Origin of the sequence: Aquidulcibacter sp. (assembly GCF_020253525.1) — a bacterium.
In the GTDB taxonomy this organism is placed as follows: domain Bacteria; phylum Pseudomonadota; class Alphaproteobacteria; order Caulobacterales; family Aquidulcibacteraceae; genus Aquidulcibacter.
Map to the genome: position 1 here is coordinate 51,833 of NZ_JADCBK010000002.1, position 22,816 is coordinate 74,648.

21 protein-coding genes and 1 pseudogene are annotated in these 22,816 nt (G+C 56.4%); 10 read left to right on the forward strand and 12 right to left on the reverse strand.

Features of this window, described 5'->3' with window-relative positions:
- Positions 1-29 precede the first annotated feature (29 nt).
- The gene (locus tag IOB61_RS00385; protein WP_290810490.1) at positions 30-779 is read left to right on the forward strand and encodes a TlyA family RNA methyltransferase; all 750 of its coding nucleotides are present in this window, start codon (positions 30-32) and stop codon (positions 777-779) included.
- Here IOB61_RS00385 and IOB61_RS00390 read toward each other — a convergent pair.
- From IOB61_RS00390 to IOB61_RS00400, 3 genes are all read right to left on the reverse strand, one after another.
- Positions 776-1,375, reverse strand: a complete 600-nt coding sequence (locus IOB61_RS00390) for a hypothetical protein (RefSeq protein ID WP_290810493.1) — start codon at positions 1,373-1,375, stop codon at positions 776-778. The genes IOB61_RS00385 and IOB61_RS00390 overlap by 4 nt on opposite strands.
- Before the next feature lie 38 nt (positions 1,376-1,413).
- Positions 1,414-2,199 (reverse strand): hypothetical protein, encoded by a 786-nt coding sequence (locus tag IOB61_RS00395; RefSeq protein WP_290810496.1) that lies wholly within the window; start codon positions 2,197-2,199, stop codon positions 1,414-1,416.
- 215 nt (positions 2,200-2,414) lie between these two features.
- Positions 2,415-3,011, reverse strand: coding sequence for a glycine zipper 2TM domain-containing protein (locus tag IOB61_RS00400; RefSeq protein ID WP_290810507.1), 597 nt, complete (start codon positions 3,009-3,011; stop codon positions 2,415-2,417).
- Between the two features lie 105 nt (positions 3,012-3,116).
- Here IOB61_RS00400 and IOB61_RS00405 point away from each other — a divergent pair, with 105 nt between their 5' ends.
- A complete protein-coding gene (locus tag IOB61_RS00405; protein ID WP_290810510.1) occupies positions 3,117-4,370 on the forward strand; it encodes an RNA methyltransferase in 1,254 nt (417 codons plus the stop codon).
- A 5-nt stretch (positions 4,371-4,375) separates the two neighbouring features.
- The gene (locus IOB61_RS00410) at positions 4,376-4,822 is read left to right on the forward strand and encodes a YcgN family cysteine cluster protein (RefSeq protein WP_367272774.1); all 447 of its coding nucleotides are present in this window, start codon (positions 4,376-4,378) and stop codon (positions 4,820-4,822) included.
- An 8-nt stretch (positions 4,823-4,830) separates the two neighbouring features.
- On the opposite strand, the gene IOB61_RS00415 is transcribed toward IOB61_RS00410, so the two are convergent.
- The gene (locus IOB61_RS00415; RefSeq protein ID WP_290810513.1) at positions 4,831-5,766 is read right to left on the reverse strand and encodes a neutral zinc metallopeptidase; all 936 of its coding nucleotides are present in this window, start codon (positions 5,764-5,766) and stop codon (positions 4,831-4,833) included.
- A 92-nt stretch (positions 5,767-5,858) separates the two neighbouring features.
- On the opposite strand from IOB61_RS00415, the gene IOB61_RS00420 reads away from it, so the two are divergent.
- Both IOB61_RS00420 and IOB61_RS00425 read left to right on the forward strand, forming a co-directional pair.
- Entirely contained in the window at positions 5,859-6,554 is a 696-nt protein-coding gene (locus IOB61_RS00420; RefSeq protein ID WP_290810516.1) for a TIGR04283 family arsenosugar biosynthesis glycosyltransferase, read from the forward strand.
- Positions 6,551-7,144 carry a TIGR04282 family arsenosugar biosynthesis glycosyltransferase gene (locus IOB61_RS00425; RefSeq protein ID WP_290810520.1) on the forward strand — a complete coding sequence of 198 codons (594 nt, stop codon included), beginning with the start codon at positions 6,551-6,553 and terminating at the stop codon, positions 7,142-7,144. Before IOB61_RS00420 ends, IOB61_RS00425 begins: the two co-directional genes overlap by 4 nt.
- Here the strand turns inward: IOB61_RS00425 and IOB61_RS00430 are convergent.
- Both IOB61_RS00430 and IOB61_RS00435 read right to left on the reverse strand, forming a co-directional pair.
- A complete protein-coding gene (locus IOB61_RS00430) occupies positions 7,130-8,923 on the reverse strand; it encodes a lytic transglycosylase domain-containing protein (protein WP_290810523.1) in 1,794 nt (597 codons plus the stop codon). The genes IOB61_RS00425 and IOB61_RS00430 overlap by 15 nt on opposite strands.
- A gap of 156 nt (positions 8,924-9,079) precedes the next feature.
- The gene (locus tag IOB61_RS00435; protein ID WP_290810526.1) at positions 9,080-9,934 is read right to left on the reverse strand and encodes a uracil-DNA glycosylase; all 855 of its coding nucleotides are present in this window, start codon (positions 9,932-9,934) and stop codon (positions 9,080-9,082) included.
- Between the two features lie 181 nt (positions 9,935-10,115).
- Between IOB61_RS00435 and IOB61_RS00440 the strand changes: the two genes are divergently transcribed.
- The 5 genes from IOB61_RS00440 to IOB61_RS00460 all read left to right on the forward strand — a co-directional run bounded on the left by IOB61_RS00440 (position 10,116) and on the right by IOB61_RS00460 (position 17,227).
- The gene (locus tag IOB61_RS00440; protein WP_290810529.1) at positions 10,116-11,777 is read left to right on the forward strand and encodes an electron transfer flavoprotein-ubiquinone oxidoreductase; all 1,662 of its coding nucleotides are present in this window, start codon (positions 10,116-10,118) and stop codon (positions 11,775-11,777) included.
- A gap of 148 nt (positions 11,778-11,925) precedes the next feature.
- Positions 11,926-13,893 carry a tetratricopeptide repeat protein gene (locus tag IOB61_RS00445; RefSeq protein ID WP_290810532.1) on the forward strand — a complete coding sequence of 656 codons (1,968 nt, stop codon included), beginning with the start codon at positions 11,926-11,928 and terminating at the stop codon, positions 13,891-13,893.
- Between the two features lie 73 nt (positions 13,894-13,966).
- Positions 13,967-15,694 carry a tetratricopeptide repeat protein gene (locus tag IOB61_RS00450; protein ID WP_290810534.1) on the forward strand — a complete coding sequence of 576 codons (1,728 nt, stop codon included), beginning with the start codon at positions 13,967-13,969 and terminating at the stop codon, positions 15,692-15,694.
- Between the two features lie 7 nt (positions 15,695-15,701).
- The gene (locus tag IOB61_RS00455; protein WP_290810537.1) at positions 15,702-16,568 is read left to right on the forward strand and encodes a 4-(cytidine 5'-diphospho)-2-C-methyl-D-erythritol kinase; all 867 of its coding nucleotides are present in this window, start codon (positions 15,702-15,704) and stop codon (positions 16,566-16,568) included.
- A 38-nt stretch (positions 16,569-16,606) separates the two neighbouring features.
- Positions 16,607-17,227 carry a glutathione S-transferase family protein gene (locus IOB61_RS00460; RefSeq protein ID WP_290810541.1) on the forward strand — a complete coding sequence of 207 codons (621 nt, stop codon included), beginning with the start codon at positions 16,607-16,609 and terminating at the stop codon, positions 17,225-17,227.
- A 21-nt stretch (positions 17,228-17,248) separates the two neighbouring features.
- On the opposite strand, the gene IOB61_RS00465 is transcribed toward IOB61_RS00460, so the two are convergent.
- From IOB61_RS00465 to IOB61_RS00490, 6 genes and pseudogenes are all read right to left on the reverse strand, one after another.
- Positions 17,249-19,513 (reverse strand): S9 family peptidase, encoded by a 2,265-nt coding sequence (locus tag IOB61_RS00465; RefSeq protein WP_290810543.1) that lies wholly within the window; start codon positions 19,511-19,513, stop codon positions 17,249-17,251.
- 4 nt (positions 19,514-19,517) lie between these two features.
- Positions 19,518-19,736, reverse strand: a complete 219-nt coding sequence (locus tag IOB61_RS00470; RefSeq protein WP_290810559.1) for a ribbon-helix-helix domain-containing protein — start codon at positions 19,734-19,736, stop codon at positions 19,518-19,520.
- Positions 19,720-19,917, reverse strand: a complete 198-nt coding sequence (locus IOB61_RS00475; protein WP_290810546.1) for a DUF4169 family protein — start codon at positions 19,915-19,917, stop codon at positions 19,720-19,722. The genes IOB61_RS00470 and IOB61_RS00475 overlap by 17 nt, the downstream gene beginning before the upstream one ends.
- A 35-nt stretch (positions 19,918-19,952) precedes the next feature.
- Positions 19,953-20,372, reverse strand: coding sequence for a hypothetical protein (locus IOB61_RS00480; protein ID WP_290810550.1), 420 nt, complete (start codon positions 20,370-20,372; stop codon positions 19,953-19,955).
- 77 nt (positions 20,373-20,449) lie between these two features.
- Positions 20,450-21,076 carry a VOC family protein gene (locus tag IOB61_RS00485; RefSeq protein ID WP_290810553.1) on the reverse strand — a complete coding sequence of 209 codons (627 nt, stop codon included), beginning with the start codon at positions 21,074-21,076 and terminating at the stop codon, positions 20,450-20,452.
- Positions 21,077-21,176: 100 nt separating this feature from the next.
- Positions 21,177-22,816, reverse strand: a pseudogene (locus tag IOB61_RS00490) (hypothetical protein); the annotation flags it as partial.

Here is a 22,816-nt window from a genome sequence, read left to right on the forward strand (position 1 = left end):
ACCAGGCTGCGCAGGATAGGCCCTTGGCCATGGAACGTATGAGAGCAGATTTGTTACTGGTGGCGCGTGGTTTAATCGCCACCCGCGCCAAAGCGCGAGAAGCCATTGAGGGGGGGCTGGTTCGCTCTGGTGACCGCGTCATCGCAAAACCTTCAGAACTTCTAGAGCCAGACTGCCCGCTAACGGCGCAACTGGCTTATCATTGGGTGTCGCGTGCTGGGCTGAAATTAATCGCCGCTTTAGACGCCTTTGGTGTGATGGCGACAGGCCGCTATGCCTTAGATATCGGGGCATCCACAGGAGGCTTTACCCAAGTGCTGTTAAGCCGGGGTGCGGCCCATGTTGTCGCCGTTGATGTCGGGCGCGATCAGTTGGACGCAAGCCTGCGGGGTAACCCCGCCATTACATCGCTGGAAGGCACCGATGCGCGCACTTTAAGCTCGGCCGATTTGGGCGAGCCTGTGCCTGACCTTGTCGTGGTAGATGTAAGCTTTATCGGGTTGGAAAAAGTCTTGCCTTCTGTTCTACCCCTTGTCGCGCCAAGCGCAGATCTCGTGGCGTTGGTAAAGCCACAATTTCAAGCAGGGCCTTCACGCGTGGGCAAGCGCGGCCTCGTCGATCCAGCAATAGCGGCAATCATTGCGGAAGAAGTCCGCCAAGAACTCGATGGCCTGTGTGGCTTCAAGGTTTTAGGCCTGATTGAAAGCCCGATTGCCGGGGGCGATGGCAATCGGGAATATTTGCTGCATGCACGGCGCGTAGCCGCAGAGACGCTTTAGCGCGTGCAGACCATGCAAGGTGGCGGGAAGCTGCCCGGATGCAAGCCGCCAGTCATCGGAACAGGCTGGGTGCCGACATAGGACGCGCGCGGCACTTGCGCAGGCCGGGGAACATCGGCTGGGGCGGCAAAGAGAGGCCCACGCCGCTCTCGGCCATAATAGGAATGTGGCGAGGGCTGATACCAATCCCCACCAACCACGCGCTGCGCACGCGGTGCGGGTGGCGTGAGTTGAGGCGCATGCGGGCGCAGGTCTTGATCTTCAGATAGGTTGGTTGGGCAGGTCACGTTGGCGCCACCAATTTGTGATCCCACAAAGGCTCCGACCACAGCACCAACTAGGATTCCCTCAGGCTGAACGGCTGCGGCCGCTAAAGCTTTGCCTGCAATGCCCCCACCAACTGACCCAATCACGCCACCGGCTGCCCGCGCACCGGATTTGGCCTCAGCACAGGAACCCGAAAAGGCTTCTGGCTGCCCCATGGCGCGCGGCATAGCGGCGCGCTCCGGATCGCCATGGGCTAAAGCTGGAGTCACTCCAAAAATGGCGGTCGCCCATAGGGTTGCGATCAGAATCGGGTGGATGGCTTGGCGCATTGTCGTCTCCCAAGAAGTCAAAAATCAACGTGTGCCGATCAATAGCCGGGTGGACGCCAGCCTTGCGGGCATTGGCAGACCCAAGTTTGTTGCGGCGGCAAGGTCTGCCCATCTGGCGTCGTCACGGTCTGGATACTCCAGCCGCAAATCATGCCGCCCTGTTGCATCGTCGCGGCAGGCGCAGGCCAAGACGACATGCCCCCTTGGCTCGACCAACTGCTCATCGAGGAAGAAGATGACCAGGACGAACTGCTCGATGCGCTGCTTTCATGAGCTAACGCGATCGATGAGCCATTGGCGGCAGCTTCATAGCTGCTTGCGCGGTCCTTGATTGGGTCCACATAGGGCCGGTTCTCATACACCCAAGCAGAAGAATGGGTGTGCGTGGTCTGTGCGCGCTTAGGCTTTGGCTGGGGACGACGGTGGTTTGAATGGACCGCGGCACCACGTGTACGGGCCTTGGTGGCGCGGGCCTTTGGTTTGCCACGATCATGATAGCCATCGCGATAGCCATCGCGGTAACCGTGGCGATAGGCTTGCTGCATGTGTTGGTGATGCTCCGCGTGGTGTCCGCCATGGGCTTTTGGCTCACGCACGACTTCTTCGCGCACAAAGGTTTCGGTTGTAGCCGGTGCCACGGTCACGCTTTGTGTGACTTCATGCTGTGACATGGTCGATGAGGTGGAAGACGAACTTGAACTGCTGCTGCTACTGCCCATCGTGCTTGAACCCGAGGCGCCGGGGCACGTCATGTAAACACATTGAGCAAAGGCAGGGGCTGCTAACAAGCCCGAAAGCGCCACACCAAGTAAAACACTGCGCATATTCAAGTCCTTTTCTGGGACGTTCGAATCAAATCTCGACGAAATTCTTTCGTCACTTCGGTTCACTATGCCAAACTCTTCACCATTTTGCGCTGTTCTTCACCAAAACAGGGAAAAGAAAACACAGGCCTAGCTAAGATCCATGGCGGTCGATTTGGCACGACAAAGCCGCCCCCCTTGTGAGGAGGGAGGCGGCAAAGCGGTGGGTTCTGGATTTAGTTGACGACTTGCCATTCGCCGCGATTATCACGGCACATCCAAACTTGCTGACGCTCATAAAGACCGTCTGGACGACGCAGGGCGGCTTCACCCCAGCCGCATTCTTGGCGACTTACGACAGGTGGGGTGTAGGTGGCTTGGTAAGCGCGATCATGATCGCGGCGGTGGTCGCGACGGCCCGAACGATAGTCGACAAAGCGATCATCACGTGAATAGCCATAGTCCTTGTAGCCATTATTACGATAGCCTTCTTGGCGCTCTTGGCGCTGGTTAGGCTCATAACCGCGATAGACGGGGTCGTCGCAAGCAACGCGGCTCTTGGCAATTTGCGAGCCTGCAACTGCACCGACAACCGCACCCAGAACAGTGCCTTCCTTGCGGGCATTACGTCCAGCCAATTGCTTGCCCAAAACCGCACCAGCAACCGCACCAATGGCACCACCGGCCAAGCGATTGTTGTTCAGGCTTTGTTGGCAGTCTTGGGGGACCGAACCATAAGTGGGATAGCTATTGTCATAGGTTTGGGCAGAGGCCATGGCAGGGGCTGAAAGGGCCAGTGCGGCAGCCAAGCTTGAGAAAATCAATGTACGCATCACGATGCTCCTTTACAGAGAAGACCCATGAGATAGAGGGGGCAGGTGCAGGCCTTCTGTGAAAGCTAACTTGCAACATCCTCCCTGAACGGCGCATGAGCAGATATGAACAAAAGCATTCAGGAAACTCTCACGCTCAACATTGAGCATATAGGCGCACGCGGAGACGGTGTTTCGCGTGATCAGGACCGTGCGGTCCATGTGCCTTTCACCTTGCCGGGCGAACAAGTCGAAGCGAACCAACGCGGCGATCGGGCAACTTTGGTTAAAGTCTTGCAGCCTTCGAAAGAGCGGGTTGAGCCGGTATGTGGCCACTTTAGTGTCTGTGGCGGCTGTTCCCTGCAGCATTGGGCGGAAGGCCCCTATCTGGCTTGGAAGGCGGGTTTGGTGGAGCGGGCATTGCAACGTGTTGGTATCGACATAGCCCTACCGCCAACCCAGCCTGCTTGGGGTCAAGGGCGCCGACGGGCGACTTTTCATGGCAAGCATGCAGGTCCACGCTTTTTGTTTGGCTTTACCCAAGCCAAAACCCATCAGATTGAGCCGATCAGCGCATGCCCGGTTTTAACGCCGGGCCTCAATGCTGCCATTCCCCGCTTAGCAATCCTTGCAGAGGCGCTCGCGCCCAAACAGGAAACCATCGACCTCTTGGTAACGGAGACCCCGGTGGGTCTTGATGTCGATGTGCGCAATGCCGGCAGGATTGATAAGTTTGAGCGTAAAGGACTCGAACGTTTGGCAGTCCTTGCGGAAGCGGCAGAGATTGGACGGCTAACACTGCATGGCCAGACGGCATTAACCCGCGTCACCCCGCGCGTAAAAATGGGCCAAGCGATTGTCGAATTGCCCGCTGGGGCGTTTTTGCAGGCGACGCGTGCCGGTGAGGAGGCTTTGGCAGCCCGAGTCTTGAAGTGGACCGAAGGCCGGAAGCATGTTGCCGACCTGTTTGCTGGAATTGGCACCTTTGGGTTGCGGCTGAAAGAAAAGGCCCAAGTGCGTGCCATTGAATCTGACGTCCAAGCTGTGGCCGCGATGAAAAAGGCTTCAGACGGTTTGGCAGGGGGAAAAACATTGATTGCCGAGGCCCGCGACTTGTTTCGGGCACCTCTCGCGCCCTTGGAGATGAAAGGCCTAGATGCCATCGTCTTTGACCCACCACGGGCGGGGGCGGAAGCCCAAAGCGCCCAGATTGGACGATCCAAGATTGATCTGGTGGTGGCGATCTCGTGCGATCCAGCCAGCTTTGCCCGCGATGCCCGTATTTTGATCGACGGCGGGTATCGCCTTGCGGAGATCGAGACCTTTGATCAATTCCGCTTCACGCCGCATGTCGAAATCGCGGCCAAGTTTGTGCGGTAGGCCACATGCCCTTTTGGATCGACACCAAACTCGCCGACATGACCGAGGCCCAATGGGAAAGCCTGTGCGATGGCTGCGGCAAATGCTGCCTGATCCGACTAGAAGATGAAGATACTGGCGACATCCACACAACCGACGTGCATTGTAAGCTGTTTGATTCAGGTTCGTGCCGCTGCAGTAATTACGCCGAGCGTAAGACCCACGTACCCGATTGTGTGAAGTTGACACCAGAGACCTTGGGTGAGCTTACATGGCTGCCCATGACCTGCGCTTATCGGCTCGTGCAAGAGGGCAAGCCCCTGTTTGATTGGCATCCCTTGGTCAGTGGGGACCCTAACAGCGTGCATAAGGCAGGTATGAGCGTTAAGAACCAGACAGTTCCAGAAGGTAAGGTTAAAGTTCGCCACTTGGTTCGGCGCATCAAAATCTGGCCCGGCGAAGAAAACGCTTAACGCCTTAGCTAGAGATCACGCGCCGAGAATGTGTCGCACGCGCGCGTATCGCGACTTTCAAGTCCCTTCTTAAACCAAGCCATGCGTTGCGCGCTTGTGCCATGGGTGAAGCTATCGGGCACCGCAAAGCCTTGCGCACGCTTTTGCAGGCGATCATCGCCAACCGCACTGGCAGCTCCCAGTGCTTCTTCAAGGTCACCGGGCTCGAGGGCTTGGGTAATGTTGGACTGGCCTGCCCAGAGGCCGGCATAGCAATCGGCTTGAAGTTCAGTTCGAACCGCCAGGGAGTCCGCGCCCTTGCTTTGCCCCTGTTGACGCATCGCGCGGTTGGCTTGGGGAAGGATTCCTGTGACATATTGGACGTGGTGGGCAACTTCATGGGCGATCACATAGGCTTGGGCGAAATCGCCTTGTGCCCCCAGACCCCGGTCCATTTCTTCAAAGAAGCTCATGTCCAAATAGATTTTTTTGTCACCTGGGCAGTAAAAGGGTCCAGTCGAGGCGCTGGCCGCCCCGCAGGGCGAGCTGGTTTGGCCGTTAAACAAAACCAAGGTTGCAGGGGTGTAAGTGGCCCCGTTCTTGGCAAAATAACTGGTCCAGAAGTCTTCAGTTGAGCCCAGTACCGCCGCCACACGATCTGCGGTCTCAGCTTCACTTCGGCTTGAATTGGCTTTTTGATCCAGACCGTTGGGTTGACCTGTGTCGGCTTGAAAGCCTCCTGATTGGCTTACAGATCCAGAGCTGGCACCCAAAATCGACATCAAGGTGCCTAAGGTGTCGCCACCACCAAAAAAGACCAGCAGCAAAACGATGACAATCATGGCTAGGCCACCCCGGCCTCGCAATGGAAGCCGTGGGCCACCCCCGCCGCCAAAGCCGCCACCGCCACCCCCGCCACGACGATCTTCAATATTGCTCGATCGGCGGATGTCATCCAAACGCATGGCGTGCCCCTTCTACTCACTCGACCCCATTTTGAGGCGGCTTACACTTAACCCCCTTGCCACCGGCTCGCGCAAGCCCTTCTAGTGCGAGCATGACTGCTGCCCCGCTTTCCATTGTCATCCCAACCCTCAATGCCATGCCCAGATTGGCCGATTGCTTAGCCAGCTTAGTGGCAGGGCTGGGGGCAGGCCTCATCCGTGATGTGGTAGTTGTGGACGCTGGCTCAACCGATCAAAGTGCGGAGCTTGCCCTCGATATGGGGTGCCATGTTCTACAATTAGGACCTGAGGGCCGGGGTAGGGGGCGTCAGCTGGCCGCGGGAGCCAAGGTGGCCAAGGGAGATTGGCTCTTGTTTCTACATGGCGATTCAATCCCGCTGGAAGGCTGGATTGGCGCGTGTGAAGCCCATATGGCGCATCGACCAGACCAAGCCGCTTATTTTCGATTACAGTTTGACAGCCAAGAGCGGTCTGCCAAGCGCATTGCTTTCTGGGCCAATTGGCGCGCCCGCCTCCTCGGCCTTCCCTATGGAGATCAAGGGCTTCTGATATCGCGTAGCCTGTATGAGGCGGTGGGTGGCTATCTGGAGCTTGCCTTGATGGAAGATGTCGCATTGGTGAAAAAATTGGGTAAGTCGCGACTTGGTCCCCTGAATGCTGGGGTTGAAACCAGCGCGGAGCGATATCGACGCGGCGGATGGTGGTATGTACCCTTGCGCAATCTGTCGCTTTTGACTGCTTATCTGTGCGGGGTTTCACCTGATCGGCTCAAGGGTTGGTATCGGTGAAGCCGAAACTTCTTATCTTCGCAAAGTCGCCGCGCATGGGCCTAGCAAAGACCCGCCTGGCGCGTGGAGTCGGAAAGGTTGCCGCTTGGCGCACGAAACGGCGTTTGGATGCCTTGACGTGCCGCGTCGCCCGCTCAAACCGTTGGGAAACCTTATTGGCGGTCGCGCCCCAACAGGATTTTGCTGCATCATTTCCCGGTGTTTGGCCCGCCAATTTGCGCCGTGTCGGGCAAGGGCAAGGTGATTTAGGACAGCGGATGGCGCGGGCCTTGATCCGGTTTGGTCGCACGCCAGTCTGTATCATTGGGTCGGATTTGCCAGATTTGAAACGGGCAGATTTGGTAACAGCTTTCAGGGCCTTAACGCGCGCAGATGTCGTATTGGGGCCTGCAACTGATGGCGGCTATTGGCTGATTGGCATGGCCCCACGCGCAGCGCGTCGGGCGCAGCTTGCGCCTGTCCGCTGGTCTAGCCCGCACACGCTTGCCGATACATTAGCGTGTCTACCCCCTCGTTGGCGGGTTGCCTTTCTGCGCGAGCTTGAAGATGTCGACGATGCAGCTAGCCTAAAGCGTTCAACGCAAAGATAGGACCCCGGTGCTCGCCAGGCCGGCAGAGCCTGTTGCACCGGTTGCGCCGACAGGCGTGCTCGAACCCAAGCGGACACTGGCGCTAGCCAGACGCGGGTTATCTTGCGGTTCATAAGTTGGCGGAAGGCCACGGGCCAGCTTTTCAAGGCTTGGTGCACGCTGGCCAAAGCGGCGATGGTAAATCCACATATTGCTCATCACACGCTCTGCATAGACGCGGGCTTGGCCATTGGGGGCGGCTTCCATGAACATCAATGTGTCTTCTGCACCCTTAACACTCGCACTCCAACGGGTCACATTTCCGGGCCCGGCATTATAGGCCATGAAGGTGCGGGTTAGGCAGTTTGAAACCACGCCCATCGCCATCATTTTTTCAAGATAGGCTTCCCCCAAAGTGACGTTCAATGTGGTGTCATTGAGCAAGCGCGGATTGCTTGCCAAATCCCGACGGCCCGTCATCCACGCGGCCGTTCGCGGCATGACCTGCATCAAGCCCCGAGCGCCAGCATAGGATTTTGCATCTGTGTCAAATTTCGATTCTTGACGCATCACTGCCAACACAACCGCACGGTCAAGCACAAACTCGCCACCCACAGGGCGGAATTGGTCGGGGACTGGGTAGAGCGCTGCCAAGGCTGCTGCCGATGAGGACTGCGCGATCCTTTCGGCTACGGGGTCCAAGTTCAAGCTACGGGCCACGGCCAGATAGCCTAAATCGTCTTCGGCTCGCGCGCGGCTCCAACTATTGAAAAGCTCAGCCTCTGCATCCGAAAGGCGGCCAACCTCTTTCAAAGCCGCCGCACGGCGTACCCCTGGATCGGTGCGCATCAATCGGGCTGCGCGATCCCTCTCATCTTGAGCTTGGGGAATGCGCAATGTATCCCAGCGTCCGAGCCGCGCCAGCGCCAATTGCCCATAAAAGGTCAAAGGATTGGAAGCTGCTTGCTCCAAAAAGGATTGCGTCCTGCCCTTATCACCCAGCTTTTCAGAGGCACGTGCGGCCCAAAATGCCCCGGCAGAGCGCGCCCAATCGTCACTTGCGTTCCAATTGGCAGCGGCGGTGAACATGGTTTGAGCGGTTGCAAAATCGCCTAAGCGATAAGCAGCAAGGCCGCCAATCCAACCAGCTTGCCCTGATTGAGGGCCAGTTACCGCTTCTCGTGCCATGGCAAGCGCTGTTTCATCATCGCCAGCATAGAAGCGCGCGGCCAAGGTATCAATTTGTGCACGATGGGCGCGTGTCGCGCCCTGACCAATGGGAATGGGAATAAAGCTTGGCTCACGCACCACCCCCATGGAGCGGCGGGTCGGCACGGGGTCGGGCCGTTTCAGGCGGAAGGGTGTCGGGACTACCCCCATAATACGGGCTGCTTGAATGGCATCTTCCTGTGCCGCTTGAGCACGCTCATACACGGCGCTCGCCCCAGCAACATCACCCCAGCGCTCCAGCCAAGCGGCCATAGCGGGCAGATCGGGCGGTGTCGCCGGTGAGACTAAGCGTGCGCGTTCCACATGCGGCTTCAAGGTGCCATCGGAAATCGTCGGCAAGATATCCTCAAGAACAGCTTTTTGATTAGCGGTGGCTGCCGCAAAGGCCCTGCGGTAATTGGCTTCATCACTGCTGGTGAGGATATCTGGGCCCGCAACTGTGCCCCGCAATGCGACAGCCGGTGCTGCGGTCTGCGCAAGGGCTGCCGTCGATAAACAGGCAAAGCCAAGGCAGCTGGCAACCAGAATCGGCCTCACGAAAGCGCGCTTAAGTCCGCCAATTTGTGTCATGTCACTTTGGGTCAAACCATCTGGGCCCTTCGCCGAAGTGCTTGATAAACTCTGGAAATCCATAAGCTTACCAAACCAACTTGCCTGCTTGCCCTGACCATTTTGGTCAGAGGTCCATGACGCCCTCGCCCGACCTAACGGGCATTTTGGGCGGATTTAACCGCCTTTTGCCCCGTTTCTGCCCTTGGTGGCAACGCCCAAAGCTGAGATTTTCTGTTCAAATCTTAATAAATCTTGCCAGGCGAGCGCTTTGTCGCGCGGCCTGTTCAACAGATAGGCAGGCGAAATAAGGCATTGGGCATAGATTGATGCTCCTGTGGCCTCCAACCCTAGGCGATATTCAAACGACCGAGTACGCAACTTCATAATGCCATCGGACGTGTTGAGAAGCGTTTGACCAGTCAGACCGCCCACCATAAGTACCGCTTTAGGCGCGGCAAGTTCGATATGGCGCACCAAGAAGGGACGGCACAAAGCGACTTCCTCGGCGGTTGGATTGCGATTGCCCGGTGGACGCCAAGGTATGAGGCAGGTCAGATAGCAATCCTGCTGCCGATCAAGCCCGATACTGGCTAACATTTTCGTGAGCAATTCGCCCTCGGGCCCCTGAAATGGCTTGCCCAGTTCATCATCCTCGCGAACGGCAGTTTCCCCGATGACCATGATATCGGCACCAACCCGACCATCGGCAAAGACGGTGGTGCGTGCATTGGCCTTTAACCCGCAACCATCAAAGCTCTCCAAAGCTTTATAGAGCGCGTCTAAACTCGAGCAGGATTGGGCTAGTCGATGGGCTTCAGCGAGCGCATCGACTGGTTTTTTGGCGTTTGTGACGCGCGCGGGTGTAACTTTTGTCTCTGGAGCGGGGGCTTCTGCGGCTTGACGTTGTAAAGCTTGGGTGCGTGCCCGTAGGGCGGGACCCAAATCACACGGCTCGAGTCCTGCCAGTTCCCACCAGTGCGCCAATGCTTGGGCAGCGGCTTCTACAGTTAAACTTGGGCGTACATGCATGCCTTCAGCAATCCTATCGCAGATTTTGCGGCGGTTTGGGCGCCTAACTGGTCTTGACCTTCGTCCTTTAAGACCTCGATAAGCATTCGTGAGGCTGATGACAAAGGCAATCTGAAATTTGTCCTCATGCGATAACAGTCTAACTGATCCATGTAGGGCCGAGGCGAAAAGGGGAGTGACGATGGCTTTTGACGCGATTGAGCGTGAATCGATGGAATATGACGTCCTAATCATTGGAGCTGGACCAGCAGGTTTGGCAGCTGCGATCCGTTTGAAACAGCTCAATGAAGATTTGGCTGTCGCGGTGCTGGAAAAAGGCGGCGAAGTTGGGGCGCATATTCTCTCAGGCGTTGTTGTCGACCCAAAGGCTTTAGACGAGCTGTTGCCTGAATGGCGCGATGCGCCAGATCGGCCTTTGACCACGCAAGTAGAAAAAGACGAGCTGAAGCTCTTAGGGCAAGCGGGTGGTTTGCCTCTGCCCAATTTCATCATGCCACCCCTGATGAATAATCATGGCAATTTTATTGGCTCTTTGGGCAATGTTTGCCGTTGGCTGGGCGCCAAGGCGGAAGAATTGGGCGTGGAAATCTACCCAGGCTTTGCGGCTGCCGAAGTTGTCTATGATGAGGCAGGTGCGGTCAAAGGCGTGCAGGTCGGCGATATGGGCATCACCCGCGAAGGCGAGATGGGTCCAGACTTTACCCCCGGCATCAATATTTTCGCCAAATATACCCTGATCGGGGAAGGTGTCCGTGGTTCGCTGGCCAAGAAAATCATCGCCAAATATGGCCTTGATGACGGCAAAGAGCCACAAAAATATGGCATTGGCCTCAAGGAAGTTTGGCAAGTCGCGCCCGAGAAGCATAAGCCCGGTCTGGTTCAGCATGCCTTTGGCTGGCCTTTGGATTGGAGCACCGGTGGGGGCTCATTCCTCTATCACTGGGGCGATAATCTGGTCTCTGTCGGCTATGTAGTGCACCTAAATTATAAGAACCCATGGCTGAGCCCATTTGATGAGTTCCAGCGCTTCAAGCAGCATCCTGATGTCCGCCCAACCTTTGAGGGCGGCAAGCGCTTGTCTTATGGCGCGCGCGCCATCACCGAAGGCGGCTTGCAATCTGTGCCTAAACTGCCATTCCCCGGCGGGGCGCTCATTGGCTGCTCGGCGGGCTTTGTGAATGTGCCGCGCATCAAGGGTAGCCATAATGCGATGAAGACCGGCATGCTGGCCGCAGAAACCGTTGCAGCAGCCATTGCTGCTGGTCGATCTGGCGATGTGTTGGAAGAGTATCAGGCAGCTTACGAGGCTAGCTGGGTCTATAAAGACCTTCAATTGGTGCGCAATGTGAAGCCACTTCTCTCAAAGTTTGGCACGATCGTCGGCCTCGGCCTCGGCGGTATTGATATGTGGTGCACCACGGTGTTTGGCGGTTGGTCGCCCTTTGGTACACAAAAACATGGCAAAACCGATGCCGCCAGCCTGTTGCCGGCTGATCAATGCCCGAAGATTGAGTATCCAAAACCTGATGGTGTTGTGAGCTTCGACAAATTGTCGTCGGTCTTTTTGTCCAACACCAATCATGAGGAAAACCAGCCAATTCACTTGAAAGTGGCAGACCTCGCTTTGCAAAAGTCGAGTGAATTGGAAGTCTTCGCAGGTCCCTCCAACCGCTACTGCCCAGCAGGTGTTTATGAGTGGGTTGAAGATGGGGCTGGAAAGCGCTTCCAGATTAATGCGCAGAACTGCGTCCATTGCAAAACTTGCGACATTAAGGACCCCAATCAGAACATCACATGGACCACGCCTCAAGGCGGGGAGGGGCCGATTTATCAAAACATGTAGGATTTGGCTGAACACCGGCGCGGATTGCGATCACATTTCACAGGCTGGCCTAAGTCTAGCCCTTGTTTGGTCACGCAATCAGCGCCAGTTTAGTCAGTGACCTATCCTCGGTCATTCCATCTATCCACGCTACCAGCAGGATATTGCCATGCGCCTTAGAGCTGTCCTTTTTGCGACCACCACCATCCTCATGGGCTCAATGCTTATGGCACCGATGGCTTGGGCTGCAGCACCGCCCACCATTGAGCGTACCCCCGATGCGGATCGAGCCAGCGCGATTGCGCGCGAGCGCGCTTATGCGGGCCTTAGCCTTGGTGACGCAATCCGGCAGGCCTTAATTGACGATGATTTGGAGTTTGCCTTCAAGTCTCTTGCCGCTTTGGGACGGGCATCTGGGGACAATAGCACCGGCCTTTATTACAGCGCGATCAGAGCGTTCAGCCAACAAAATTATCAAGACGTCACCGAAACATTGCGCGACAGCGATCCCAGCGACATGTTGACAGCAACCTTGGTAGCCTGGGCTCATGTTGGTCAAGGCCAATGGAACCAAGCAATCAATGCCTGGGAGACCTATGGCGGTGATGGCGAGCGGCCTTTCTTCAATGCTTACCGCGCGCTCTTGGCTGAGCAAAATGGGGATACCAAGGCGGCTTTGGGCTATTATGCACAAGCGCAAAAAGTCGGCGAACTCCACTTTGTCCGCGATCTAAGCAAGCGCTATGTCACGTTGCTGGTACAGGCTGGTCAGAACGAAAATGCGGTCAAGGTTTTTGACGAGGTCTTTGGTGATCCGAAAGGACTTGACCTGATTGATACGCAATTTCGCGATACAATTGTAGCAGGCAAGCCTGCCGCTCTTTCCAAACTGTCGCCAGAGGCAACCGTCAGCTCTCTTATGAGCAATTATGCCTCGGCCATGATGGTTGCACGTATGTTGCAGGCCAGCGAAGACAAAGAGGATTCAGACAAGCCAACTGCGGATGAGTCCGCCGACACCTTAGATGCAGATGCCCAGTTTGTGGGTGACGCCCTTTTGTTGCGCACCGCTCTCAAAATTGACGCCACAAACCAAAGCGCGCGCTTCATTCTGTCGGAGGTTTTGGGCAATATTGATGAAGATAAGGCTGCCCTATCTACCCTCATGCCCATTACATCGGGTGAACGGCTCGACGAGGCGCGCCATGCAAAGGCGGCACTGCACTTAAGCCTTGAAGATGCGTCCAGCGCGAAAGCTTTGCTCGATCAAATTCCAGAACGGCTTCGCGATCGGCGCTGGTGGGATTTGCATGCCACTGCTTTAAGCGCCCGCGGTGATTTCAAAGGGGCGTTTGAAAGTGCCAGCAAAAGTGTCGCGGTCGCCAATGGCACGGGCGAGTGGGACGAGGACTTGGCTCAGCTGAGCTTGATGCGCGCCCATTATGATCTTGGCCGAACCTCTGAGGCTGTTGATATTGCCCGCAATTTAGTCAAGAAGCTGAAGCCCGAGAATCCCATTCGGGGCTATGCAGGCCTCTTTCTCGCTGGGGAGCCCACAACCCATCGTGAGGGCCTACCCGCCGCGCGCGATAGCCTTAAAATGATGGGTGCCGATAGCCGGTCTAAAGTATCTTTGGGCAGCGTCTTGGCGCAATTCCCGGCGACCCGTGCCGAGGGCGTCCAATTGCTGCGCGATGCCTTGGAGGAAATGCCGCGTTCGCCAATGTTCATGAATGCCTTGGGCTACACATTGGTGGAGTATGATATTGATCTCGATGAAGGCTTCCAATTGCTGTTGAAGGCCTATGAGTTGCGGCCCTATTCTGGGGCTATCACCGACTCTTTGGGGCGCGCGCATTACAAGCTTGGCCAATTGAACGAAGCGCAACGCTTGATCGAGAAAGCAGTCGAAATGCGCAAGGACGCGCCAGATCCAGAGATTTACGACAATCTGGGCGATGTCTATTGGCACCAAGGCAAGAAAGCCGATGCACGCCGCATGTGGAAAATGGCTAAGGATTTTGGCGGGCATTATTTCAAGCAGGAACAATTGGACGAAAAGCTGAGGTCTGGTTTGAAAGGCCCGGCACCAGTTGAACGCACTGCCCCGGTCGTTGCGGAACCAGGCAGTGTTTAAACGACTACATCAGTCACCCGGGCGCGCACTGCTCCTTTCACTCATTCCGCTTTGCCTAAGCGTGTCAGACGCTATGGCCCAGAGCCCCAAAAAGGCAGGGGCATCAACGACCGCTAAGCCGGCGGCGTTGAAGCCTGTTGCGCCGGTCCTATTGCAACGATCAGAGTCTGACGTGTTTGCAGCAACACTGGCTGGACGTTATGCGCAAGGTATCAATAATCCGACTTTGGCCGCACAAGCTTGGTCAGGGGCTTTTTTTCGCCGCACATCGGATTTGGAGCTTTATCACCGTGCCAGTGCGGCCAATCTTGAGATTGGTAATCTTGAGATGGTCGCACGGATGGCAAAAATGGTTGCGCCGGGTCAACGTCCACCCAAAGCTGTTCTGACTTTGGCCATCGAAGCGCTTGGACAAGGTCGCTATCAAGATACGATACGACTTTTGGACGGGCAAAAATTCAGTCCTAGCCTCAGCCAATTTGCCTCCCATCTGCGGGCCTATGCTCTTTTCGGTCAGGGGCAAAGTCAAAAAGCGATTGAACTGGCTGCACAACCTACTGGCATGGCTGAGCTTGATGAGGCTGCCCTGATGTCGCGCGCCATTCTTTTGGTGCGGGCGAAACGCTTACAAGAGGCAGTCGCCTTGTTTGAAAGGGCGCGCACTCTTGGCCAAGAATCACCTGCTGGCCTTCGCTTCTACAGCCAGCTTTTGCTCACTACCGGCGAGAAGGACAAGGCAGAAGCTTTGCTTGCGCCTTTGGCGGGGCGTAGTTCGGTTAAAGCCTCCTCGTTTGATGCGGCGCTTGCAAATCTGCGGGCTGGCGAACCCGCTCATGTTGCACTCAATGCGCAGGATTTTGTGGCAATCGGGATGCTGACCTTGGTTGAGGCGATGGCCGATAGCCGCCCGCCGACTGAAACTTCTGATCTTTTGTTTCTATTGGCCTATTTTAATCCACGCTCCTATGAAGTTGCAGCCGCATTAGGTCAGCATTTGGCCACCCATGGTTATGATGAATTGGCCGAGCCCTATTTGCAGCGCGTGTCGGCTGACAGTCCAGATTATGTTGCGGCGCGCACAGAGCTTGCTTGGCTGATTTATGCGCGCGACCCAAACCGAGCGTTAAATGAGGCACGTTCGCTTGCAACCAACTATCCAAAAAGCTTCGCAGCCATGACTCTTTTGGCTGATATGTTGGCGGCCAATCGTCTCGATTCAGAAGCTGAAGCGACTTATCATCAATTGATCCAATGGGCTGAACAGGCCAAATGGTCGCCGGTCGAGATTTGGCCTTTGTATTTTGGCCGTGGGGGTGCCCGTGAACGCCTTGGACGCTGGCCGGAGGCCCTTGCAGACTTGCGTTTGGCAAAAGCTGCCGCGCCTAATCAGCCAAATGTGCTGAACTACTTAGGCTATGCTCTGGCGGATCGTGGCGAGAATTTAGACGAGGCTGTTATCATGTTGCGGAATGCGATGCGGTTGCGGCCGGGGTCAGGGGCGATTTTAGACTCCTATGGTTGGGCGCTTTTCAAAAGCGGACGCCTTGAAGAGGCCGCCACCATTCTTGAGCGGGCAGCGGGTCTTGCCCCCAATCTTGCCGAAGTGGCCGATCACTTGGGTGACGTTTATTGGCATACAGGGCGACCAGAAGAGGCGCGGCTTGAATGGCAGCGCGCCCTGTCTCTAAATCCAACCGAAGAACAAACAAAGGCGCTTGAAACCAAGCTCGCCAATGGGCTGCCGCCAGACCCCAACCGGGCCGCCGATGCAGCCATTCTGGCCCAAACCAAGTCTAATTGAGCCTTTGATGACGTCGTATTTTGCTCCTGCCAAACTCAATCTGACTTTGAGGGTCGGGCCGCCGCAGGCCGATGGCCGGCATCCTCTCGATAGTTTGGTCTGCTTCACAAACAGCCTTGGCGATCAGATTTCGGTGCAACCCGCATCGGATTTGAGGCTTGAGATCGGCGGGCCATTTGCCGAAGGTTTGAGCGTGGGGCCAGAAAATCTCGTGTGCCGCGCGGCCCAAATCCTAGCTGATGCGGCCGGAAAGCCCGCAAAAGCGCACATAGTCTTGATCAAGAACCTACCAATTGCTTCAGGCATTGGGGGCGGCTCTGCGGATGCCGCTGCGACAATGCTTGCCTTGAATCACTATTGGGGCCTTGCGTTTTCGCAAAAGGAGCTTTTGGCTTTTGGGGCGCACTTGGGGGCAGATGTTCCTGCCTGCCTCATGGGCCAGCCGGTTCATATGACGGGGACGGGTGAGACACTGACGGCAGTCGGGCCATTAGCTACGATGGGCGTTGTCTTGGTTAATCCGGGCATCGCCTGTCCCACTGGACCTGTGTATCGCGCCTATGACGCTTTGGGGGCAGGGCCGCCTTTGGCTATTGAGCCCATAGCAGACATAAGCTCTCCTGACAGCTTATTGGATTATCTTGCCGCTAGGCCCAATGATTTAGAGCAAGCCGCGATCAGCCTTGTGCCGGAAATTGCCGAGGCTTTGGCCGCATTGGCCGCGAGCCCCAATGTGCGCTTTGTCCGCATGTCTGGATCCGGCGCTACGTGTTTCGGGCTTTATGACGATCTGGCAGCAGCACAAGCAGCGAAGAAATTTATTCAACAGGGCCTTGCCAATCGCGGCTTTTGGGTTGAGGCAGATCGTATCTAATCACTGTGGATGGACCACAGCCTTGGGGAGGGGCCTTTATGATCATTGTGCATCACTTAAACGATTCTCGGTCACAGCGGATTTTGTGGCTGCTTGAAGAAATGGGCACGCCCTATGAGATCAAAAAATATCAACGAGATGCCGTGACCAATCTGGCCCCACCAGAACTCAAAGAAATCCACCCGCTGGGCAAGTCACCTGTGGTCACCGACAATGGCGAAGTCTTGGCTGAGTCTGGGATGATTATCGATGTGTTGGCACGTCGCTATGGTCCAGATCTTGCGGTTGATTTTTCATCGCCCCTCTACCCCGCCTATGCCCATTGGCTTCATTTTGCAGAGGGCTCTGCTATGCTGCCCTTTCTGCTCGCGCTTTATACGGGGCGCTTAGGTGATGCAGCTGCACCTTTGATGCCGCGTATCACAGGCGAGATCATGAACCATTTATCCTATGTCGAAGGCGCGCTCGCCGGAAAGCAATATTTTGTTGGTGACCGTCTTACCGGCGCCGACATTCAAATGAGCTTTGTTGGCGAAATTGCCAAAGGCCAGGGTGCGCTTGGCATGTTGCCGAATATGAAAGCCTGGCTCGAAGGCCTGCATGCCCGCCCGCAATGGCAAGCCGCCCTTGAAAAGGGTGGGCCTTACCGCTTCGCCTAGTCGTCGGTCGGTAAAGGGGAATTAGCGCGGACCGGGCCCTAAATGGCGATCAAAGAAGTTCAAGATCGTCAGTTGGACATGCTTGGCCCGCCCTTTTTCTCGAATGCCATGCTTTTGACCGGGATAAACCATGGCTTCAAAGGGAATGGATGCTGCTTGGAGCGCGTCAAACACAACCGTGGAATTGTCGAACGTCACATTGTCATCTGCCATACCATGCAGGATTAGAAGTGGGCGTTTGACCGTGTTAAGGCGCGGCAAAACAGACGATCTCGCATAGGCATCTGCCTCATCCTGTGGCTTGCCCATAAAGCGTTCGGTGTAGTGGGTGTCGTATAAGGACCAGTCCGTTACGGGCGCGCCTGAAGCATAAGCTGTAAAGGCTTCTGGTGCTTCGGTAGCCAGCCGCAAAGCCATATAGCCGCCATAAGACCAACCCCAAACCCCAATACGTGCAGGGTCAACATAGGTTTGGGCCCTTAAAAAGGCGAGGCCTGCTAATTGATCTTCCACCTCAGGGCCGCCGAGTTTGCGGCTAATGGCGCGTTCGAAGCTGCGACCTCGATTTGGTGTTCCGCGATTGTCGATGGAGAAAACAATGTAACCGCGGGCCGTGTGAAGCTGTGTTGTATTGCTGCCCCAAGTTCGGCTGACGACTTGAACGCCCGGTCCACCATAGACGTAAACGATGACAGGCCATTTTTTGCTCGGGTCAAAATTGGCCGGCACATGCATCGACCAGTTTAGAACGTCACCCGATGGACCATTCAGGGTTCCATACCGTACAGTCGCACGCTTCGCGAGATAAGGAGCCCATGGATGCTTGTTGTCGAGCTTATTTTCCTCGATCCAACGAATGAGGCGTCCGCTTGCATCATACAGGCCGAGGCGAGGGGGCGTCATAGGGTCAGAATAGGTCCCCAGAAAGGCCTTGCCCGATGTGGCCATGGCCACGCCCCAATTGCCGCCACTGGCGGTCACCGCGCTTGGGGCGCGCCGCCGCGCAAGCGGGGCTGAATAAAGGCGCTGTTCAAGAACATCGTCCTTATTGGACATGAAGAAAACGCGACCCGCCGCTTCATCAACACCGGCGATTTGCGACACCGCCCAATTGCCGGTGGTCAAAACTTGAACGCCGGACCCATCGCGCTTGCGCCGCTCAATATGTCTCCAGCCTGTCCGCTCGCTCGTCCACAAAAAGTCGCCAGAAGCTAGGGGGGTGAAGTCGTTGGTGAGGTTAAGCCACACCAAATCCGCTTCAGTGAGGATGACTTTCGATTGGCCCGTTGCCGGATCAACCATGAGAAGATCAAGGCGAGTCTGCGCTCTGTTTTGGCGCTGGACGTAAAGGGTTTGGCCATCCTTCGACCAATTGACTCGCGCCACATAGATATCGTCATTGTCGCCCAAATCGACCTTTACGACTGTCCCATTGGCCATGTCCCTGATGAACAATGCCACACTGGCGTTGGTTGCACCCGCGCGGGGATAACGTTGTTGGACAATCTCTGTTTGGCTCGCGCCGATCTCAACACGCGGGACCAAAGCCACGGCGCTTTCATCAACTTCTGCATAGACGATACGGCTGTCGTTCGGAGCCCACCAATAGCCCGTATCTCGGTCCATTTCTTCTTGGGCGATGAATTCCGCCATGCCGTAGGTAACCGCGTCACCCGCGACGGGTGAAAGGGCGACCTCCTCGTTTGTGGCGAGCTTCAGTGCCATTAACTGGCCTTCGCGAATGAAGGAAACATAGCCGCCAGCTGGGGAAATCTGGGCGTCTGTCTCAAACTCGGGTGTGCGCGTAAGGCGGCGGGGGGCATTCGGGTTTGCTACGGGCACATAATAGAGGTCGCCGCCCAAAGGTGCCAAAATGGCCTCACCCTTTTTATCCCAGTCATAGGAGACCAGGCCACGGCTTCCCGCCAGCCGCTGACGTTCCCGACGTGCCGCCTCAGCCTCCGATAAAGTGCCTTCGTCTGGAACTAAAGCTTTTGAATCGACCAGCATAAATGGCGCGCCGCCACCCACAGGTGCTGCCCATAGATCGAGGCGGAGGAAATCGCGATCATTGGGGCGCAGCCAGGTCACCAGTTTCCCATCCGGTGAGAACTTCGGCGCACGTGCAACCGGACCATTGAGCGCCGGATCTTCAAACAGGCGGTCGAGTGTCAGCACACCCGATGATGCAGGTTGAGTTGGAGCCTCTTGTGCGTGGACAAGGGTCGGGAAAATGGCGAGAATCGCCAATAGGGAGAAAAAGGGGCGCATAGGCTTATTTGGCAAGGGATCAGCTTTCCGGCAAGCCTTGATGTAAAAGTGCCCACACCCGAAGCGCACTTGCCAAGGGGCGGTCGGCCCGTTGGCTATCGACTTCGCCGATGAGGGCAGCTAAGCTCAGCTTTCGCCGGCGCGCATGTGCTTCAAGCGCCGCCCAAAATTCGGCTTCGAGCGCAACACTGGTGGCGTGCCCTTCAAGAGACACTGACCGCTTAATCAGACTCATGATCGTTTGCCTTGGTCAGAAAATGACCATCTAGGCGCGTCTTGAGCTGTGTTTTGGCCTTTTCTGTGGCAAGCTTTTCAAGTTTCGAGCGGCCAAAAGCGATACGGTTTGCCTCGCCCTTCGCGGCATGTTCGGTGCGGGCTTTTGCTTTCCGAGCGCGGCGTAAGTTTATGATCTCTGCCATCGGCAAAGATTATCGCGCACCAAATGCAAAATCTATCAGCTTGTGGGATTGGGTGGATTTGATGCGCAGTTGAAGGCCCGCCGCGACAAAAGCTCGGGCCTCTCAACAGCCTCTTGCAGTGGGCGTTCCATTTCATCTTTAACCAATTGCGGCACTTTTTCAGGGGCGATGCCATAGGCCTCAGCTGCGGCATAGACTTCGGCGAGCCAGCGATTGCTGCTTTCGCTGACACCGCGTTCACGTGCCCAAGAGGGGGCGGCCATCGCGGTCACCTGAATGGCTGCCGCACACATAAGACCATCCTCTAGCCGCGCAAGCGCTGCGGAATCCTCAGCAGCGACGGGTTGCGCTTGTGCTGCCTTAGGCTGCGCTGCGGCTTGTTGAACGTTCGGTTCTGCGAAAGCTTGAAAGCTCCATCCCGTCAAAAGCGAAACAAGGATCAAATTGGCACGCATGGTCACTCACTTTGTTGCTGCACGCTACTATGCAGGCACTGGGCCATGCGAGAGTAAAGTTGCCCATGACTTTGGCTTTACTGCGGCAATGTTTGATTGAGCTCCAGATAAGCGCCATCGGCGTCAAAAAACTGACAGCCCAGAACACGGATCGGCGGGGCACCCGGGATCCGTGGTGGATAGACCGAGACTTTGGGTTCGACCACCAATCTCACTCCGGGCGCTGCCTTGGCTGCATCGCACGCCTTTTGGGCATCGGCGACAGACGCCACGATGATGTGGCTTCCCGGCCCCAATACTTTGGGCTGCTTGACCTTTGGATGATCTGGGCGATCTGTGTATTGAATCAGCCCGATCCAGCCGATCCAAGGATCATTGGCGTTTAACAATACCAGTCGGATCGGGCGTGGTGGTCCACCTTGCGCAAAGGCAGGGCTGGAAACATTCATGCGCTCATCATAATTGACGCGCATTCCCAAAGCATCGCGATAGAGCTTTAGGGAAGTCTCCATATCGCGAACGATAATGGTGGTCCGACGAATATCAATCGGCACCCGCTCACTTGGGGTCGCAATTTTAGTCGGGTCTTTGGCAGGTTCAACAGATTGGGTCGCAGGCGTCGCCTGTTGCGCGACAGCTATGCCCAAGCCCGTACTTGCCGCGACGACAATCGCCGCAATGAACATTTTCCCGCACAGACGCATGTCCTGCCTCCTGATAAGATATATCATTTGTTTAGAGGCTGCGGGATAAGATGCAAGTTGGAAAAGGCTTTGCAGGAAGATATTTTGGGGCTTTAACGAACTAGGCGACAACCCCAAGGCGTCGAAGCGCATCCTGGCCTAAAGCGGTCTGGCGGTTATAATAGGCGACGCCAGCGCTGCTGCCACTCGCATTTTGGGCCGCCTTAGCGGCATTTTGCTTGCGCAATTCAACTTGGGTTGGGTCGGTTGAGATTTCTCGATAGCCAATGCGCAGACGCCGCAACACGCCGTCAAACGTATCTGCGAGGGCCTTAGCCTTCGCCTTGTCGGAGACATCCCCTTCCAGCGGCATTTCCAGCGCGATGATAGGCGGCGGATCTGAGACTGATTTGGTGCCGGGCTTTTTGGGCGCGGGGCGCGGGATCGCCACACCTGGTTCTAGACCTAACTGGGTTAGCGCGTCTGCGACCCCAGCTGTTGCCTTAAGCTCGATCCGGTCGCCAGGTTTTGGCGTGATTACAAGACTTTCAATCCCTCTGAGCGAGCGGGCCTCCGCTGTGCCATCACGCATCAAGACGCGGTTCAGTTTCGCCGCTAAGGTCCGCATCGTTTCGCCCTGAGCGATAGTGATCCGTCGCTCACTCCCACCATTGACGATGACGCTGAATTGGTCGCCGGTGCGTAGGCCGGTCCGGTCTGTCAAAGCATCTGAAATCCCAAAGCTTAAGGTGCCTTGGGGAATACCCATGGAATCGAGGCTTTGGGAAACATTTGGGGCCAAGGCAATGGAAATCGGCGCATCCGCCAATTGCGGGGCTGTTCGGCTGAAGGCTTGCACGCCAGTATCGGCATCAAGACCAACAATCGAGCTTTCCCGTTTGGTGCTGGCTGGGGTTGAACCACTGGCTGGCGTAACTGTCACGGCCTCGGTCGCAAACGCCACTTGATCGCCTGCTGCCGTCAATGCACGGATCGCCTCGCCCGAGGTCTGGGTCTGGAACAATACGGTTTCAGAGCTGATCTCCATACCAACCAATTTGTTCGCAACAGAATTGCTGGCGTCACGGCCAGCTAAGAAAATCCGTCCTGCAGAATCCGATGCGACCATCGTAACCGCTGTCAGATTGCTGGCGGCCAGCTCATTGGTGGTGCCACTTGCTGCGCCTGTTACCGTGTCGAACTTGCGCATGCGCGCCCCGCCCGCTTCATTCCAAACTGCAACAGCTTGACCATTGGCCAGCGCAAGACCTGCGGGCGTATCATCGCCTGTCGTGCCTAAGCTTTGTGTGAAGCGCACGGCACCGGTGGCGTCAAAGGCCTGCAGATAGACATCTTTGCCGCCAAGGGCCGTGGCACCGCCATAGCTGTTGGTCGTTGTTCCCATGACATAGACACTGCCATCCGCGCCGACTTGAACATGGGTTGCGTTGTCGCTGCCAGTCGCACCTTGTTGGTGATACCATTTATCGCGCCCTTCTGAGTCAAAAGCGGCGACAAACGAATCGCGTCCATTTCCGGTGGTGCTGGTTGCAGTATCAGCACGCCCGTCAACGGCACCTGCGACCGCCAAAGTCCCATCGGCTCCAATCGCAAGCGAGAACCCCTGCGCAGGAGCGGCGGAACCCAAAGCACGCGTCCAAACAATCTGGCCAGTTGTGTCATACTTCATCAGGACGACATCGCTCTGGCCCTTCGGCGTCTGGCCATTTACCTTCCCAGTTGCATCGGCAATGACATAGA

Excerpts from the sequence above, each read along its gene's own strand:
- IOB61_RS00385 (WP_290810490.1), top strand. The coding sequence starts at position 30 with ATGGAACGTATGAGAGCAGATTTGTTACTGGTGGCGCGTGGTTTAATC.
- IOB61_RS00390 (WP_290810493.1), bottom strand. The coding sequence starts at position 1,375 with ATGCGCCAAGCCATCCACCCGATTCTGATCGCAACCCTATGGGCGACC.
- IOB61_RS00395 (WP_290810496.1), bottom strand. The coding sequence starts at position 2,199 with ATGCGCAGTGTTTTACTTGGTGTGGCGCTTTCGGGCTTGTTAGCAGCC.
- IOB61_RS00400 (WP_290810507.1), bottom strand. The coding sequence starts at position 3,011 with ATGCGTACATTGATTTTCTCAAGCTTGGCTGCCGCACTGGCCCTTTCA.
- IOB61_RS00405 (WP_290810510.1), top strand. The coding sequence starts at position 3,117 with ATGAACAAAAGCATTCAGGAAACTCTCACGCTCAACATTGAGCATATA.
- IOB61_RS00410 (WP_367272774.1), top strand. The coding sequence starts at position 4,376 with ATGCCCTTTTGGATCGACACCAAACTCGCCGACATGACCGAGGCCCAA.
- IOB61_RS00415 (WP_290810513.1), bottom strand. The coding sequence starts at position 5,766 with ATGCGTTTGGATGACATCCGCCGATCGAGCAATATTGAAGATCGTCGT.
- IOB61_RS00420 (WP_290810516.1), top strand. The coding sequence starts at position 5,859 with ATGACTGCTGCCCCGCTTTCCATTGTCATCCCAACCCTCAATGCCATG.
- IOB61_RS00430 (WP_290810523.1), bottom strand. The coding sequence starts at position 8,923 with ATGACACAAATTGGCGGACTTAAGCGCGCTTTCGTGAGGCCGATTCTG.
- IOB61_RS00435 (WP_290810526.1), bottom strand. The coding sequence starts at position 9,934 with ATGCATGTACGCCCAAGTTTAACTGTAGAAGCCGCTGCCCAAGCATTG.
- IOB61_RS00440 (WP_290810529.1), top strand. The coding sequence starts at position 10,116 with ATGGCTTTTGACGCGATTGAGCGTGAATCGATGGAATATGACGTCCTA.
- IOB61_RS00445 (WP_290810532.1), top strand. The coding sequence starts at position 11,926 with ATGCGCCTTAGAGCTGTCCTTTTTGCGACCACCACCATCCTCATGGGC.
- IOB61_RS00450 (WP_290810534.1), top strand. The coding sequence starts at position 13,967 with ATGGCCCAGAGCCCCAAAAAGGCAGGGGCATCAACGACCGCTAAGCCG.
- IOB61_RS00455 (WP_290810537.1), top strand. The coding sequence starts at position 15,702 with ATGACGTCGTATTTTGCTCCTGCCAAACTCAATCTGACTTTGAGGGTC.
- IOB61_RS00460 (WP_290810541.1), top strand. The coding sequence starts at position 16,607 with ATGATCATTGTGCATCACTTAAACGATTCTCGGTCACAGCGGATTTTG.
- IOB61_RS00475 (WP_290810546.1), bottom strand. The coding sequence starts at position 19,917 with ATGGCAGAGATCATAAACTTACGCCGCGCTCGGAAAGCAAAAGCCCGC.
- IOB61_RS00480 (WP_290810550.1), bottom strand. The coding sequence starts at position 20,372 with ATGCGTGCCAATTTGATCCTTGTTTCGCTTTTGACGGGATGGAGCTTT.
- IOB61_RS00485 (WP_290810553.1), bottom strand. The coding sequence starts at position 21,076 with ATGCGTCTGTGCGGGAAAATGTTCATTGCGGCGATTGTCGTCGCGGCA.